Annotated in this window: 13 protein-coding genes, 1 tRNA gene and 1 rRNA gene; 4 read left to right on the top strand and 11 right to left on the bottom strand. The window is 39.3% G+C overall.

The genetic code is table 11. The features are described from left to right. Positions 1 to 31: 31 nt before the first annotated feature. The 3 genes from VNN39_RS03625 to cls form a co-directional block, all read right to left on the bottom strand. A tRNA-Ala gene (locus VNN39_RS03625) sits at positions 32 to 104 on the bottom strand. A gap of 108 nt (positions 105 to 212) precedes the next feature. Then, a 16S ribosomal RNA gene (locus VNN39_RS03620) occupies positions 213 to 1,761 on the bottom strand. 300 nt (positions 1,762 to 2,061) lie between these two features. Further along, positions 2,062 to 3,510, bottom strand: coding sequence for a cardiolipin synthase (gene cls, locus VNN39_RS03615; RefSeq protein ID WP_165712901.1), 1,449 nt, complete (start codon positions 3,508 to 3,510; stop codon positions 2,062 to 2,064). Positions 3,511 to 3,770: 260 nt separating this feature from the next. Between cls and VNN39_RS03610 the strand changes: the two genes are divergently transcribed. After that, positions 3,771 to 4,442, top strand: coding sequence for an MgtC/SapB family protein (locus VNN39_RS03610; protein ID WP_096368912.1), 672 nt, complete (start codon positions 3,771 to 3,773; stop codon positions 4,440 to 4,442). A 211-nt stretch (positions 4,443 to 4,653) separates the two neighbouring features. On the opposite strand, the gene rpsI is transcribed toward VNN39_RS03610, so the two are convergent. Together rpsI and rplM are read right to left on the bottom strand one after the other, a co-directional pair. Further along, positions 4,654 to 5,046 carry a 30S ribosomal protein S9 gene (rpsI, locus tag VNN39_RS03605; RefSeq protein ID WP_003133537.1) on the bottom strand — a complete coding sequence of 131 codons (393 nt, stop codon included), beginning with the start codon at positions 5,044 to 5,046 and terminating at the stop codon, positions 4,654 to 4,656. A gap of 16 nt (positions 5,047 to 5,062) precedes the next feature. Further along, positions 5,063 to 5,509 carry a 50S ribosomal protein L13 gene (rplM, locus tag VNN39_RS03600; RefSeq protein WP_338997876.1) on the bottom strand — a complete coding sequence of 149 codons (447 nt, stop codon included), beginning with the start codon at positions 5,507 to 5,509 and terminating at the stop codon, positions 5,063 to 5,065. Between the two features lie 180 nt (positions 5,510 to 5,689). Here rplM and rnhC point away from each other — a divergent pair, with 180 nt between their 5' ends. Then, positions 5,690 to 6,568 (top strand): ribonuclease HIII, encoded by an 879-nt coding sequence (gene rnhC / locus VNN39_RS03595; protein ID WP_096368911.1) that lies wholly within the window; start codon positions 5,690 to 5,692, stop codon positions 6,566 to 6,568. Between the two features lie 10 nt (positions 6,569 to 6,578). Then, complete coding sequence (gene lepB / locus VNN39_RS03590; RefSeq protein ID WP_017370010.1) at positions 6,579 to 7,253, top strand: signal peptidase I; 675 nt, start codon at positions 6,579 to 6,581, stop codon at positions 7,251 to 7,253. Positions 7,254 to 7,715: 462 nt separating this feature from the next. Here lepB and purR read toward each other — a convergent pair whose 3' ends face one another. The 6 genes from purR to rpsL form a co-directional block, all read right to left on the bottom strand. Beyond that, the gene (gene purR, locus VNN39_RS03585) at positions 7,716 to 8,531 is read right to left on the bottom strand and encodes a pur operon repressor (protein WP_338997875.1); all 816 of its coding nucleotides are present in this window, start codon (positions 8,529 to 8,531) and stop codon (positions 7,716 to 7,718) included. A 180-nt stretch (positions 8,532 to 8,711) separates the two neighbouring features. Continuing rightward, positions 8,712 to 10,802 carry an elongation factor G gene (gene fusA / locus VNN39_RS03580; RefSeq protein WP_338997874.1) on the bottom strand — a complete coding sequence of 697 codons (2,091 nt, stop codon included), beginning with the start codon at positions 10,800 to 10,802 and terminating at the stop codon, positions 8,712 to 8,714. 169 nt (positions 10,803 to 10,971) lie between these two features. Further along, positions 10,972 to 11,343, bottom strand: a complete 372-nt coding sequence (locus VNN39_RS03575) for a PqqD family protein (protein ID WP_338997873.1) — start codon at positions 11,341 to 11,343, stop codon at positions 10,972 to 10,974. Continuing rightward, on the bottom strand, positions 11,336 to 13,276 hold the full coding sequence (locus VNN39_RS03570) for an OPT/YSL family transporter (RefSeq protein WP_096368909.1): 1,941 nt from the start codon (positions 13,274 to 13,276) through the stop codon (positions 11,336 to 11,338). Before VNN39_RS03570 ends, VNN39_RS03575 begins: the two co-directional genes overlap by 8 nt. 214 nt (positions 13,277 to 13,490) lie before the next feature. Continuing rightward, positions 13,491 to 13,958: a 30S ribosomal protein S7 gene (rpsG, locus tag VNN39_RS03565; RefSeq protein WP_003133550.1), complete on the bottom strand. Its 468-nt coding sequence runs from the start codon at positions 13,956 to 13,958 to the stop codon at positions 13,491 to 13,493. Between the two features lie 19 nt (positions 13,959 to 13,977). Then, positions 13,978 to 14,391 (bottom strand): 30S ribosomal protein S12, encoded by a 414-nt coding sequence (gene rpsL, locus VNN39_RS03560; RefSeq protein ID WP_003133552.1) that lies wholly within the window; start codon positions 14,389 to 14,391, stop codon positions 13,978 to 13,980. 837 nt (positions 14,392 to 15,228) lie between these two features. Between rpsL and VNN39_RS03555 the strand changes: the two genes are divergently transcribed. Continuing rightward, positions 15,229 to 16,515: a serine hydrolase gene (locus VNN39_RS03555; protein ID WP_165712895.1), complete on the top strand. Its 1,287-nt coding sequence runs from the start codon at positions 15,229 to 15,231 to the stop codon at positions 16,513 to 16,515. Positions 16,516 to 16,535 lie beyond the last annotated feature (20 nt).

Raw genomic sequence — 16,535 nt, 5'->3', positions numbered from 1 at the left:
GTCTTCGTTGACAAGACACTTTCGTATCTTATGGAGCCTAGCGGGATCGAACCGCTGACCTCCTGCGTGCAAAGCAGGCGCTCTCCCAGCTGAGCTAAGGCCCCTTCTCTCAACGCAATCTTCTCTATCTTGCATCAAAAGACTGCTTGTTTGGTCTTTATAGACCCCTCAAAACTGAATAAAGTAGAAGACATCTTTTTTATATTCCTTAGAAAGGAGGTGATCCAGCCGCACCTTCCGATACGGCTACCTTGTTACGACTTCACCCCAGTCATCGGTCTTACCTTAGGAAGCGCCCTCCTTGCGGTTAGGCAACCTACTTTGGGTACTCCCAACTTCCGTGGTGTGACGGGCGGTGTGTACAAGGCCCGGGAACGTATTCACCGCGGCGTGCTGATCCGCGATTACTAGCGATTCCGACTTCATGCAGGCGAGTTGCAGCCTGCAATCCGAACTGAGAATGGTTTTAAGAGATTAGCGCACCCTCGCGGGTTGGCGACTCGTTGTACCATCCATTGTAGCACGTGTGTAGCCCAGGTCATAAGGGGCATGATGATTTGACGTCATCCCCACCTTCCTCCGGTTTATCACCGGCAGTCTCACTAGAGTGCCCAACTTAATGATGGCAACTAGTAATAAGGGTTGCGCTCGTTGCGGGACTTAACCCAACATCTCACGACACGAGCTGACGACAACCATGCACCACCTGTATCCCGTGTCCCGAAGGAACTCCTTATCTCTAAGGATAGCACGAGTATGTCAAGACCTGGTAAGGTTCTTCGCGTTGCTTCGAATTAAACCACATGCTCCACCGCTTGTGCGGGCCCCCGTCAATTCCTTTGAGTTTCAACCTTGCGGTCGTACTCCCCAGGCGGAGTGCTTAATGCGTTAGCTGCGCTACAGAGAACTTATAGCTCCCTACAGCTAGCACTCATCGTTTACGGCGTGGACTACCAGGGTATCTAATCCTGTTTGCTCCCCACGCTTTCGAGCCTCAGTGTCAGTTACAGGCCAGAGAGCCGCTTTCGCCTCCGGTGTTCCTCCATATATCTACGCATTTCACCGCTACACATGGAATTCCACTCTCCTCTCCTGCACTCAAGTCTCCCAGTTTCCAATGCACACAATGGTTGAGCCACTGCCTTTTACATCAGACTTAAGAAACCACCTGCGCTCGCTTTACGCCCAATAAATCCGGACAACGCTTGGGACCTACGTATTACCGCGGCTGCTGGCACGTAGTTAGCCGTCCCTTTCTGGTTAGATACCGTCACTTAAGTAATTTTCCACTCTACTTAACGTTCTTCTCTAACAACAGAGTTTTACGATCCGAAAACCTTCTTCACTCACGCGGCGTTGCTCGGTCAGGGTTGCCCCCATTGCCGAAGATTCCCTACTGCTGCCTCCCGTAGGAGTCTGGGCCGTGTCTCAGTCCCAGTGTGGCCGATCACCCTCTCAGGTCGGCTATGTATCATCGCCTTGGTAGTCCTTTACACTACCAACTAGCTAATACAACGCGGGATCATCAAGTAGTGAAGCAATTGCTTCTTTCAAATAAGAATCATGCGATTCTCATTGTTATGCGGTATTAGCGTTCGTTTCCAAACGTTGTCCCCCGCTACTCGGCAGATTTCCCACGCGTTACTCACCCGTTCGCCGCTCTTCATGAAAATAGCAAGCTATCTTCAATCATCGCTCGACTTGCATGTATTAGGCACGCCGCCAGCGTTCGTCCTGAGCCAGGATCAAACTCTCATTTAAATTTAGTTCATCAAATGAACTGGCTGTTGTTTTGTCTTTCATTATTGAATTGACAGTTGGTATACAAGAAGTTAACTTCTCGCATATAGTCATTCTACTTTATTCAGTTTTCAAAGGTCTATCGCTCTCACTTGAGATGTGCTCTCTCGCGACAACTATTATATTCTATCAAACTCACTCCCTTCTGTCAAGAATAAACTGTCCTTTTTTCTGTTTTTTTTTGCCTTCGTTCGGAAAACCCCGCCGTTGTCACGTTCTTGGCATATGAAAAATCAGACGGAATCCGTCTGATTTTTATAATTATAATATTGGACTCAGTAATCTCGAAAAGTTTTGCTTGATTTTAAGCCAGAGAGATTGTTGAGCAATTTCTTCATCCGTGAGTAGGCTTGAATCTTTTAAGTCTGCCTCAAAGGTTCTTCTCATCTCTTCGGCTACTCCTTCATCATAGCAAAAGGCACTTATCTCAAAATTTAATTCATAACTGCGTATATCTTGATTAGTTGTACCAAACACTCCCAACTTCCCATCCATTACAAGTGTTTTGGAATGGATGAAGCCATTTGTATAATTGTATATTTTTACCCCTTGTTTGTGTAAATAATTTGCGTAATATTGTGTCGCTCTAAAAATAAATGGATGATCTGGCATATCAGGAATCATAATTCTTACGTCAACACCCGAATTCGCTGCTGCTACAAGTGCCGTTATCATGGAATCATCAGGTATCAAGTAGGGCGATTGAAGCCAGATATAGTCTTCTGCATCCATAATCATTTTAATGAAACCTGTTCTTAAAGTTTTATTGTCGCTCTCTGGGCCGTTAGCCACAATCTGGATATCAATATTTCCTTCTTCTTCCGGCACCACAAAGTATGTATCTTTTCGTTCAAGCTTCTCTCGAGGATCCCTAACTGAAACATTCCAATCTCGAATAAACGTTTCTTGAAGACCAAATGCTGCTGTACCAACTATTCTACCATGTGTATCACGCCAGAAGCCAAATTTCTTACTGTTGTAAATATATTGATCACCAACATTAAATCCACCGGTCCACCCAATTTGACCATCTATTACTACAATTTTGCGGTGTAAGTGATAGTTCAGTCGCGTTTTCATTAATGCATTACGCGACGTGATAAAGGCGGTAACCTTGCCTCCTACTTCTTCCAATGGTTTAAAGAAATCTTTTTTCGTTTTCCCACCCCATGGATCATAAACCACCCTAACTTCAACACCTTCTTTAGCTTTAGCAATCAGATGATCGCGAAAAGCAGTCCCGATCTTGTCATTAAAGAACGCGTAGTATTCCACATGGATATTGTCTTTAGCATTCTTTATATCTTCAAATAAGGCCGAAAATTTATCTTCACCATTTAGATAAAATTTCACACTATTTCCACGACAAAGTGGTGTACGCTCCATATGATTAAAATACCTTTTCAATAATTTTTCATGTGGTGTCATATCTTTTGGCCCAAATTTTTCATTGTTTTCATGAACTCTTTGGCCAAGAATAGATAGATTGTATTTATTTTCTTCTTCAAAACGGCGTGTTGTTGTTCGATCAAGTCCTCGTCCTAGGAAAAGATAGCCAAGAAATCCAATACCTGGTAAAAAAACTAAGAACATAAACCAAGCCAAAATACTGGCAATAGACCTCGGTTTACGAAAAATCGTCACAAGGGCAAGCACCGTGTTAATCGTTATCAGTGTTCCAATAAAGCTATAAATTGTCGCAAGTGACATAAAATATTTCTCCCTAAAATAATCCTCTATAAAATAATATTGTTCATCCAATTATACCAAAATTGATTGAATATTGGACGTGTGCTAGACCTTAGTGTACTATTGTGTAAAAAAACGCTTGAACTTTTCACCTCTACAGAGAACATACTATATATATTTAGTCCAATATAAGTTATTCATTTTTTATAAAAGTTACTGTTTTTCTTATTAAAATAGCGATATAATGTAAGGTAGGTTTTAAATGACAAGGAGGAATTTTTATGCAAATTACTTTCTTAACACAAATTGATTGGTTGATTCGTTTAATATTAGCAGGAATTTGTGGCTATGCTATTGGTTATGAAAGAAATAGCCGTTATAAAAATGCTGGCACACGTACTCATTTAATTGTTGCTTTGAGTGCTGCTTTGATGATTATCGTCTCAAAATACGGCTTTATGGACATCATTAGCACTCATGGGATCAATCTTGATCCTTCCAGAATTGCTGCTCAAATTGTAAGCGGAATTGGTTTTTTAGGAGCAGGACTGATTTTTGTTCACAATCAATCCGTTCGAGGTTTAACCACCGCTGCTGGCATTTGGGCAACTTCTGGTATTGGGATGGCTATTGGTTCTGGATTATATTTTATAGGTATTGTAGCTACTTTACTCATTTTACTTTTTCAAATTATTTTACATCAAAATTATCGGTGGATAAAAACAGCAACAAGCAATCATCTTATCGTTCAATTAGAAGATATTGAAGGTCTTCGCCTGTTGCAAAAACAAATGAAAAATGAACATATCAAAATTCTGAGTATAAAAGTTGAAAAAAAATCAAATAATTGTTTGAAAACTGATCTATATCTGAGCTTACCCAAAACTTATGAACTTGCATCACTGGTAACTCTTTTAGGGTCAAACGAAAAGATTAAATCAATTGAATACTAATCTTAAAGATAGAGCCCCTTCCTGGAGGTATTTTTACTTTTTGCAAACATACTCCGCTCTTAGTATTCGTATTTAAGACGGTCTTTATGATAAATATAAAAAAGACTCCAGTAAAATACTGGAGTCTTTTTTATATTTATATGAGGGAGATTGAATGTTACACCAATCTCCACCAAATAATTGTTCGAAACGTTGATATATCTGAAAAAGATTAACGTTTTGAGAATTGTGAAGCTTTACGGGCTTTCTTAAGACCAGCTTTTTTACGTTCAACCATACGAGCATCACGTGTAAGCAAGCCAGCGCGTTTCAAAGCACCGCGGAAGTCTGGATCCACTTCAAGTAATGCACGAGCGATACCGTGACGGATAGCTCCTGATTGACCTGATACACCACCACCGTTTACGTTTACGAGTGTGTCGTAGCTACCTTCAGTTTGTGTAGCTGCAAATGGTTGGTTGATAACAAGGCGAAGTGCTGCTTGTGGGATGTAGTCTTCTACATCACGTTTGTTAATTACGATTTTACCTGTGCCGGGTACGAGACGTACACGAGCAACTGAATTTTTACGGCGTCCTGTGCCAGCATATTGTACTTGTGCCATTTAGTGCGTTCCCTCCTTAGATAAGACCTGAAATATCAAGAACTTCAGGTTTTTGTGCTGCGTGTGTGTGTTCACCACCAACAAACACTTTAAGTTTCATGCCTTGAGCACGTCCAAGAGTGTTGTGTGGAAGCATACCTTTAACTGATTTTTCAATCAAACGTACAGCGTTTTTCTCACGGAGTTTACCAGCAGTGATTGATTTCAATCCTCCTGGGTGAAGGCTGTGACGGTAGTAAACTTTATCAGTTGCTTTTTTACCAGTAAGTTTTACTTTATCAGCATTGATAATGATAACGAAATCACCTGTATCTGTGTGAGGAGTGAAAGTTGGTTTGTTTTTACCGCGAAGTACGCTAGCAACTACAGCTGACAAACGACCAAGAGGTACATCAGTTGCGTCAACCACGTACCATTTACGGTCAACGTTTGAAGCGTTAGCCATGAATGTTGTTTTCATCATTTGGGTTAAGTTTCCTTTACTTAGAATTTGTTTACGGCAGGTGTAAGAGTCCTGCAAATATTTTTGGGTTTCCGGGGCCACAAAAATGGGGTAAACAATACCGTTTATCATAATACCACATATGTCAAGTCTTGTCAAGATTCATTTTTAATTTTTTTGCTTTTATGTTAAACTATTACCATGAATGTAGTTCTTACTTTAGACTCCAAAATGTTAGATAAACTTTTTCTTAAGTTTGATAAATATAAGAAGGTATCAAAGAATCAATATATCATTTTTTATGCGAAACTCCCCAAAGCTACTATTTCTGTATATACATCTGGAAAAGTTGTCTTTCAAGGAGAAGATGCTGAACGTATCGCTCAACAATTTGGGCATACCGCTTCATCACGTCCACAGCAACAAGAGAACATAATCGGTACTGATGAAGTTGGTAATGGTTCTTATTTTGGACCTTTAGTAGTTGTGGCTAGTTTTGTCAATTCCGAAGATGTCCTTTTATTAAAGAAACTCGGTGTTGCCGATTCTAAAAAAGTTACCGATGAAAAAATCTATCAAATCGCTCCTCAATTAATAGAGAATATCACACATGTGCCTTTGATTGTCGAGCCTACAAAGTATAACCAGGTCATTGATTCAGGCTACAATGCTGTAAGTATCAAAGTGGCCTTACATAACCAAGCTATTTACCTCCTCGAAAAACGTGTTTCTGAGAGTATTGAATATATAATAGTCGATGCCTTTACGACGGAAAATAATTATCAAAAATATTTAGTAGCCGAACAGAATAAAGTAAACGGTAGAGTTACACTTTTACCTAAGGCTGAAGACCAATTCTTAGCCGTTGCCTGTAGCTCCATTATAGCCCGCTACCTCTTTCTAGAAAATCTCAAAGCACTTTCTCTAGAAGCCGGCTATAAGTTGCCAAGCGGCGCTGGAGCAGCTTCTGATCAGGTGGCCGCAAAGCTAATACGGCAAAACGGTCCTGAGGTCTTGAAAAGATATGCAAAATTACATTTCGCCAACACTAAGAAAGCAATAAATATAGCTCAAATATAGAAAGTTAAATATGGAAAATACCAAACAAAACAAACAAACAAATGCCTTCACACGTTTCGTCAAAGAATGGGGCATTTTTCTCGCAATTATCACCATCGCAATTCTTTCACGTATCTTTATCTGGTCCCTTGTCGTTGTTGATGGTCATTCAATGGATCCAAACTTAGCTGATAAACAACGCCTTGTTCTTATCAAAACCGCAAGTATTAACCGCTTTGACATCGTAGTTGCTAAAGAAACAGAAACAGTTAATGGGCAAACAGAAACAAAAGACGTTGTAAAACGTGTAGTCGGTATGCCTGGCGACGAAATTAAATTTGATAAAGATCAACTTTACATTAACGGAAAGAAAACTGATGAGCCATATTTGGCAGACTTTAAAAAACAGCTTTCCAATAACGAACTCGAAAAAACTTATCAAAATTATGCTTTGACTTCAGAACTCTCGGAAGCAAACCGCGCTTACTTTGTTCAGCTTGCGCAACAAGCTCAAGCCTTTACAACAGACGCAACAGGCAATCCAACCTTTACGATTAAAGTACCTGAGGGGGAATATCTCCTCTTAGGAGACAACCGTATTGTATCGCGAGACAGTCGAGCAGTAGGAACCTTTAAACGTTCTGATATTGTTGGTCGAACTATGTTCCGTGTATGGCCAATTAATAAAATTTCTACTCTCAACTAATGAAAAAGCTTTGACTAAATAGTCAAAGCTTTTTTATATTTTTATATTCTAAGTAAGATAATCTGTAAAACATCAACATCCGATACCAAAAGCATAAAATTTGAATAATGTTACAAATAATCCACCAGTTGATAAATAATAAAACCGCAAAGAATCTTTTCCATAAAAGAAACAAAGTCAGAATCTTGAGTAAACCATGTACTAGAAGATAAACAGCGGTGAGATACTGTACCAACAATAAAATAATGTTCCAAGTTTGTACCAAGTTTAATAAAGATGAGCTATAGTATCACTCGAATGTTCTTTTAATTCTCCTCAAGTAAACCAACCCAAAATACAAGACATTCGCTCAGGTGTAATAAAGAAAAGAGAAAGACCACCGAGAACCGCTCCTAAGGCGAATAGTAACTTTAGTAACAATAAAATATCAAAGTTTAGATCAACAACACCTACTTGTTTGCTTTACTTCTCTTCAAATATATTACCTAACTCTACTTCAATCGTCCTTTGGGCTACATCTATCTGATCTACCTTGAGGATTGATTTATAATCATCTACCAAACGCTCTCCTTTGAAAGGCCCCTCCAGAAAAACAGCGACACCAGATAAGAAGCAATCGAATTCATGAACCAGGCTCTTCATACCATTAATCGTTCCCGCCCCCTTCATAAAATCATCTACGATCAACACACTTTGGCCAATAGATAAACTCCGCTTAGAAAGCGTCATATTTTCAACACGGCTGCTTGAACCCGACATGTAATTCACGTTCAGAGTTGCCCCTTCTGTAACTTTAGGATCGCGTCGGACAATAACAAAGGGAACATCTAATATTTCCGCTACAGACTGTGCGATCGGAATCCCTTTTGTCGCGATCGTCATCACAACATCAATCTGTTTATCACAATACTCATGAGCAATAATTTGGCCTATTTTTTTAAGATTAGAAGGGTAACCCAAAATGTCGGAAAGATAAATATAGCCTCCAGGTAAAATACGATTTTCTTCACGCAATAAGTCAGCAAGCTCTAACGCACGATCCCGAGATACTTCGTCAGATATGTAAGGTGTAAAACGTACGCCGCCTAAACTTCCAGGAAAAGTTTCGACAATCCCGATATTTTGATCTTCAAAAACACGTTTAATAAAAACGAGATCTTCAGAAATCGAGGATTTGGCTACTTCATAGCGTTTACTAATTTCGTTCAGGTTTAACATTCTATTGGGTCTGTTCAATAAAAAATTAGTAAAATCCACTAAACGTTCGTTTCTTTTCATATTAATCACCCTTTTCTTTTTGTTGGTTTAATTATAACGTAGAAAAACCGAACAATCAAGCAAAGGAGTTATATTCAATCATAAAAATTACCGTATCTGAGATAGATTCTCGAATAATTAAAAAAAAAAAAAAGCAATATCTTTAAGATATTGCTTTTTATTAGTTGAAATAATCAAAGATTATTCAGCATCGCCACCGCGACCGTTTTTCTTGATAATTTCTTCTTGTACTGATTTAGGTACATCTTCGTAGTGGTCAAATGTCATCATAAATGTACCACGACCTTGTGAAGCTGAACGAAGGGTAGTTGCATAACCAAACATTTCAGCAAGTGGTACAAATGCGTTAACGATTTGTGATTTACCATGTGCTTCCATGCTGTTTACACGTCCACGACGAGCTGTTACGTGACCCATAACATCTCCGAGGTTTTCTTCAGGAACTGTGATGACAACTTTCATCATTGGTTCAAGGATTGCAGGTTGTGCAGTCTTAGCAGCTTCTTTCATAGCGAGTGAAGCCGCAACCTTGAAGGCAGTTTCTGATGAATCGACATCGTGATATGAACCATCGTAAAGTTTAGCTTTAATATCAACCATTGGGTAACCAGCAAGAACACCGTTAGCCATAGTTTCTACCAAACCTTTTTCAACAGCTGGTACGAATTCACGTGGAACCACACCACCGACGATAGCATTTTCAAATTCGAAACCAGCACCTTCTTCGTTTGGTGTGAATTCGATCCATACGTTACCGTATTGACCTTTACCACCTGATTGACGTTTGAAGAATCCACGTGCTTGAGTAGATGCACGGAAAGTTTCACGGTATGATACTTGAGGCGCACCAACGTTAGCTTCAACTTTGAATTCACGTTTCATACGGTCAACAAGGACGTCAAGGTGAAGTTCACCCATACCAGAGATAACTGTTTCACCAGTTTCAACGTTTGTTTCAACGCGGAATGTTGGATCTTCTTCTGCCAATTTAGTAAGGGCAACACCCATTTTATCTTGGTCAGCTTTTGATTTAGGTTCAACAGAGAGTTGGATAACTGGTTCTGGAACTTCGATAGACTCAAGGATGATGCGTGATTTTTCGTCAGTCAATGAGTTACCAGTTGTAGTGTTTTTCAAACCAACAGCAGCGGCGATATCACCAGCATAAACTGTTTGGATTTCTTGACGAGTATTCGCGTGCATTTGGAGGATACGTCCGATACGTTCACGTTTACCTTTAGAAGTATTCAAAACATATGAACCAGCGTCCAATGTACCTGAGTATACACGGAAGAATGAAAGACGTCCAACGAATGGGTCAGTCATGATCTTGAAGGCAAGTGCCGCAAATGGAGCATCATCTGATGCTGGGCGTTCATCTTCTTCGTCTGTATCTGGGTTAACACCTTTGATTGCAGGGATATCCAATGGGCTTGGGAGGTAATCAATAACCGCATCAAGCATCATTTGAACACCTTTGTTCTTGAAGGCAGAACCTGCAAGCATTGGGTAGAATTCAACATTGATTGTTGCTTTACGAATAGCAGCTTTCAACTCTGCTTCAGTGATTTCTTCACCTGCAAAGTATTTTTCCATCAAGTCATCGTCTGTTTCAGCGATAGCTTCGATAAGTTTTGTACGCCATTCTTCAGCTTGTTCCATGTATTCTGCTGGGATTTCTTCGTCACGGATATCTGTACCAAGGTCGTTAGTATAGATTTCTGCACGCATAGTTACCAAGTCAATGATACCAACGAAGTCTTCTTCAGATCCGATTGGGATTTGAATTGGATGAGCGTTAGCGCCTAAACGATCGTGCAATGTAGAAAGTGAGTAGAAGAAATCAGCACCGATTTTATCCATTTTATTAGCAAAAACGATACGTGGAACCCCATAGTCAGTTGCTTGACGCCAAACTGTTTCAGTTTGTGGTTCAACACCTGATTGAGCATCAAGTACAGTTACCGCACCGTCAAGAACACGGAGTGAACGTTGTACTTCGATTGTGAAGTCCACGTGACCTGGTGTATCAATAATGTTTACGCGGTTGCCTTTCCATTGGGCAGTTGTCGCAGCAGAAGTGATAGTGATACCACGTTCTTGTTCTTGCTCCATCCAGTCCATTTGTGATGCACCTTCGTGAGTTTCACCGATTTTGTGAATTTTACCAGTATAGTAAAGGACACGTTCAGTGGTAGTTGTTTTACCGGCATCGACGTGAGCCATGATACCGATATTACGAGTATTTTCAAGTGAAAATTCGCGAGCCATAGTTTTCTCCTAATTAATTTTTAGTTTTACACCCCATTATATCATAATAATAAAGGTTTTTATAGTTCTATTTTCATCTTTCAACTATTTTTAAATAAAATTTAAGCTTTTTTCAAAAAGACTTACTTCTTCTTCATGAAAAATTTTTGTCAAAAAAAGAAAAAGGAGACTATTCCCCTTTTTCAACAATCTCAATCCATCTTTCGACAGATTCTAAATGATTAAGGTACAGGAAAAGACGCTCATAGAGTTGTTGAGAGGCTTCTTCGTGCTGTGCACTCAGTGCTTCTCCTATTTCCTTTACGGTTGTTTTACCATCGATCATGCTAAAAACAAGTGTACCATATTCATCCAAAGACATGTACGTACGTTGAGGTATTTTCGCCCCCATCTTACGCATAAGATTTTGTGTCCAATGCTTTTGATCTTTATAAATCCGAATCCGACCTTCATGCCATTCAAATAGCACTTTGTCTTTTTTTCGGAAAATCATATTCAGATTTTCATCTGAAATATCATCTTTATTCTTTTTATTACTCATCTGACTTCTCAGCAGCCGGAGCTTTCTTGATTGACATCAATGGTGCCACAATCGCAATGATTAAGATAACCATAAGGACCCAAGCCATAGCGTTAGAGCCAATAAATCCTGTAGGTGTGCCAGGAGTTACAACTCCTGAAACTTGAAGGATAATACCCAATAGACCAATAATTGATGCACCTGCAACTAAACCAGAAGATAGAGATACACCTGATGACATACGTTCTTCTTGAACAGCTTCTGTGTCTTTCTTACCAAGAACTTCCACCAAAATACGAACTAAAGCACCGATAAGAATGATTGATGTTGTTGAAATTGGAAGGTAGAAACCAATCGCGAAAGTCATAACTGGAACTTTAATCATGTAAAGGATAATACCGAACACGATACCAGCAATGATCATGTGCCATGGGAGTTCTCCACCGATGATACCATCAGTCAAAGTAGCCATCAAGTTTGCTTGTGGCAAAGCAAACTGAGCTGCATCACCAGTCAATGCTAGTTGATCACGAAGTAATACGATAACTCCTGTTACGACTACCACACCAAGAACAGCAGCAACGAGGAAGAAACGACGTACTTCATATTTGTTACCACCAGTGATGAAGGTAACTTTTTGAGCTTGTGTATAACCACCAGCTACAGAAATCGCTACAACGATGAAAGTACCGAAGAGCAAGAGTGATTTAAGGTTTGCACTTGATGTCCAACCCATTGTCAAGAAAACAAGAGTCAAGATAACGAGTGAGGCAATTGTCATACCAGATACTGGCAAGTTAGATGTACCGATTGTACCTGTCAAGCGTCCTGCAACGATGATGAACAACATTGAAAGAACGATTGAAAGAATACCAGCAAGGAAAGTCATAGCGATGTTCCCGCCAGAAATGATGAAACCAACAACAAATGTTGCAACAATACCAATAAGGATAGCGAAGATACCAAGTGAATCACGTTCTCCAGCTTCGGCATTCTTACGTCCATCGAGTGTTGCTTTAACAGAGTTGATGATTGTTGGGATAAGACGGATTGCCCCAATCATACCACCAGAAATCATCATCCCCGCACCAATGTATTTAACATATGATCCTGAGATTGCAGCAAAATTCATAGCTTGGATTGAAGTAGATGGATCATTCCAAACATGATGACCGTTTCCAGCCATTTCTGAGAAGTAACCAATCAATGGAGCGATACCAAAGTTAGCGAGGATTGAACCGGCAAACATCATTACCGCAACCTCAAGTCCAACAATAAATCCGATAGCAGCAAGCATTGGATTTACTTCAATTTCAAGTTTCCATTTGTAGAAAGTTTCGTTTGTATAGCTTACAACGTTGTTCACAACACCAAAAACTGCTGAAGTGAATGCAGTAATAAGTCCACCAACACCAAAACCAATCCCCATGTATTTAAGCGAGTTACCACCTGTTGAAGAAGCAACAAGTGTTTCTGAAATAGCCATCGCTTCTGGATAAACAAGTGTGCCATGTTCTTCAACTAAGAGATAGTCTTGAACAAATGATAAAATACCAAGAGATACAAGAACCGCAGAAACACCAACAATGACACCTTCAAAGAAAGAGACCTGTTGCCCGATAAGGATAACTGCTGGTAAGACAAAGATGAGACCTGAAGCAATTGATTCACCACCTGTTGCCATTGACTGAAGGATATTCTTCATCAGGAAGTTATTTTTACGGATAAAAATTGACAAAAGTCCTGAACCAAGAATAGCACCAGGGATACCTGCAGCTACTGTTAAACCAGCACGCATTCCTGAATAAGCAGTAGATGCTGCGAAAAGAATGGCCAAAATAATACCAATAACAATTACAACTGGGTTGCCAGCACTCTTTTTGCGTCCATCTTCATAAGGGAGGTAATCTTTCCCTGCGACACCGCCATAGGCGGTTTTAGACAATTTTTTCATATTGTGTAATATACTCCTTAAGTTTGAAAGTGTTTTCGCCTTATTTTACTACAAATTCATCAAATCTGCAAGGTGTTTAAGTGTTTTTTGTAGCTTTTTTCTCATATTTTTGTTATGTAAATGTGTATATTTTTTTATTTTCTTATCTTTGCAAATAAAAAAGCTTGACCATAAAGTCAAGCTTTTTCTAGAATAACGACCAAGGGTCATCTTCTTACCAACGGAAGTGAGCGAACGCACGGTTTGCTTCTGCCATTTTGTGTGTGTCTTCACGTTTCTTAACTGCAGCACCTGTGTTGTTTGCAGCATCAAGAATTTCTTTTGCAAGACGGTCTTGCATAGTGTGTTCACCACGGTTACGAGCAATTGTTACCAACCAACGGAGTCCGAGAGTTGTACGACGTTCTGGACGAACTTCAACTGGGACTTGATAGTTAGAACCACCAACACGACGAGCGCGAACTTCAAGAACAGGCATGATATTTTCCATAGCTGTTTCGAAAACTTCAAGTGGGTTGTTTCCAGTAGCTTCTTCAATTTGTTTGAAAGCTCCGTAAACGATGTTTGTAGAAACGCCACGTTTACCATCAAGCATAACGCGGTTGATAAGACGTGTTACTACTACTGAGTTGTACATTGGATCTGCCAAAACTTCACGTTTTGGGGCACGATTTTTACGCATTCTTCTTATCTCCTTTCAATTACGCTTTTGGTTTTTTAGTACCGTATTTAGAACGGCTTTGTTTACGATCTGTTACACCAGCTGTATCAAGTGCACCACGAACGATGTGGTAACGTACCCCTGGCAAGTCTTTCACACGTCCACCACGAAGAAGTACGACGCTGTGTTCTTGCAAGTTGTGACCGATACCTGGGATGTATGCTGTAACCTCGATAAGGTTAGACAAACGTACACGAGCGAATTTACGGAGCGCTGAGTTAGGTTTTTTCGGAGTCATTGTTCCAACACGAGTTGCAACACCACGTTTTTGTGGGCTTGCTACTTTAGTTTGGAGTTTTTTACGACTGTTATAGCCGATGTTCAATGCAGGTGAGTTAGATTTTTCCACTTTAGAGTGACGACCTTTACGCACCAATTGGTTAATAGTAGGCATTTTTCTGTCTGCTTATCCCTTTTATTTACGGAGAACCGCAAAGCGAAATAAAATGAATAAACAATCCTTTCTGTTTTTTTATAAAGTTGGAATGTCAGTATATGGTCGCTTAATCCAAGTTCTGACAAGAAGTTTGGCAACTTATACAAGTTCTCCTTATTAGGACCAAATATAAAAAGTACCGTTTAATATCTTATCAAAATTTCAACACTCTGTCAACTTTATTTTGCAGATTTTGAAGAAAAGTATTTCTTTACAAAAATATTTTCATTTTGAATCCTGTCACGCGCTCCTGATAATTCTTTATAAAAAGAGGATATCTGTTAACTTTACTTGATGGAGAAATGAGGTATCAGGTTAGCCAAAAACTAAAAATCTAAGAAGACTAAGGGGATAAATACTAATGAAAAGAGTGGGATGAAGTCCGTAAATATTATCAATAACAGAGAGTACGCCTTGTTTGCTTTCCAAGTACTGACTATTCTTGACTTGCTTCATAAACTGTGGGACGCCTTTATAATATCAAGTGAAAAATCATAGTAATTGCTTCATTTTCCTTCCTCTACTAAATTATTAGCTAGCATCATCTGTAGTCTCTTCTCGCAAGAACATGATATATTAAATAGTTGTACTGTCAATGAAGTTTACAGTAGAAGTAAACTTCATTGACTTCTTTATCTTAAATAGCCAATATTGATGTAGCTTCATTTATAAAATTAACAATGTTTTACGTGAAACCTCTGATCTGTCATTATATATCCAATTGCGTGAGTTAAAAGACTTAACTTTCCTTAAAATACATTAGACCTTATTTAGCTGGTATGGTAAAATAGAAACATGAAAAAAATCTTGATTACCTTCCTTTCTGTACTTCTTTTATTCTCTCCTTTGGCTACTGTAAATGCTCAAGCTGATAATTTTTCTGTAGCAGCTAAATCTTCTATTGCTGTAGACGCAAACAGTGGCAAAGTTCTTTATAGCCAAAATGCAACAGATTCAAGCACGCGCATTGCTTCAATCACTAAACTTTTAACTGCATACTTAGTCTATAAGAGTGTTGACGAGAAAAAAATTGCTTGGGATACAAAAGTACCTATTTCTGACTATGCCTATAATTTGACAATGAACAGCAATGCGAGTAACATCCCACTTGCTGAAGGAACTGAAATCACAGTCAAAGATTTACTTAATGCTTTGCTTTTGCCTTCTGCTAATTCCGCTGCTATAGCTTTGGCAGAAAAAATAGCAGGCTCTGAACCTAAATTTATTGATATGATGATGGCTCAACTGAAAGAGTGGGGTATTACAGATGCTAAACTTTATTCTTCTTCTGGACTCCCAAATAGCGAACTCGGTGAAAATATTTATCCGGGTTCTACGGAAAATGATGCCAATACTATGAGTGCTCAAGATGTTGCCATCATGTGTACACATCTCTTGAAAGATTACCCTGAAATATTAAAAATTACCGAAAAAACAGAACTTGCATTTGATAAGGGTGGTCATTCTGAAACTACCCTAGCAAATACTAACCAAATGTTACCTGGTTTTACAACAACACGTGCTGGTGTAGATGGTCTTAAAACTGGTTCAACCTCATTTTATGTCGACTGCTTTGCTGCTACAACAGTTCAAAATGGTTTCCGTATCATTACTGTTATTTTAGAAGCTAAAGATCCTTCTGTCGATAATTCTACTCCTTTTATGCTTACTAATGACCTTATGAACCAAGTTTATGCTTCTTGGACGAATGCAGATATTATTAGTAAGGAAGAGCAACTCAGCGATTTCCCTAAACTTCCCGTACGAGACGGTAAGAAAAACAGTATTGATCTTATAGCTAGAGATAATTTCTCCGCTGTTGTTCCTTTAAAAAATGGTACAGCAGACATGAACGCAATTTCGATTACCTTTGACCGTGACCCTAAAACATATATTGAGGCACCAATCAAAAAAGGCGAGGAGTTAGTTCAGGCTACAGCTGCACAAAAAGATAATCTTGGTTATCTTCCAGGTTTTTCAGGTTATCATTTCCCTCTTACAGCTAAGGGCGATGTAGAGCGTGCGAATGTCTTTGTCGTGATGTGGAATAAATTCGTCCGTTTTGTAAACGAAAAACTCTGATTAAAAAAACTTTCTTGAAT

The organism is Lactococcus formosensis, assembly GCF_037892375.1.
GTDB classification, from domain to species: Bacteria; Bacillota; Bacilli; order Lactobacillales; family Streptococcaceae; genus Lactococcus; species Lactococcus formosensis.
The sequence above is the reverse complement of the archived record's forward strand: the minus strand, read 5'-3'. Positions and strand labels throughout refer to the sequence as shown.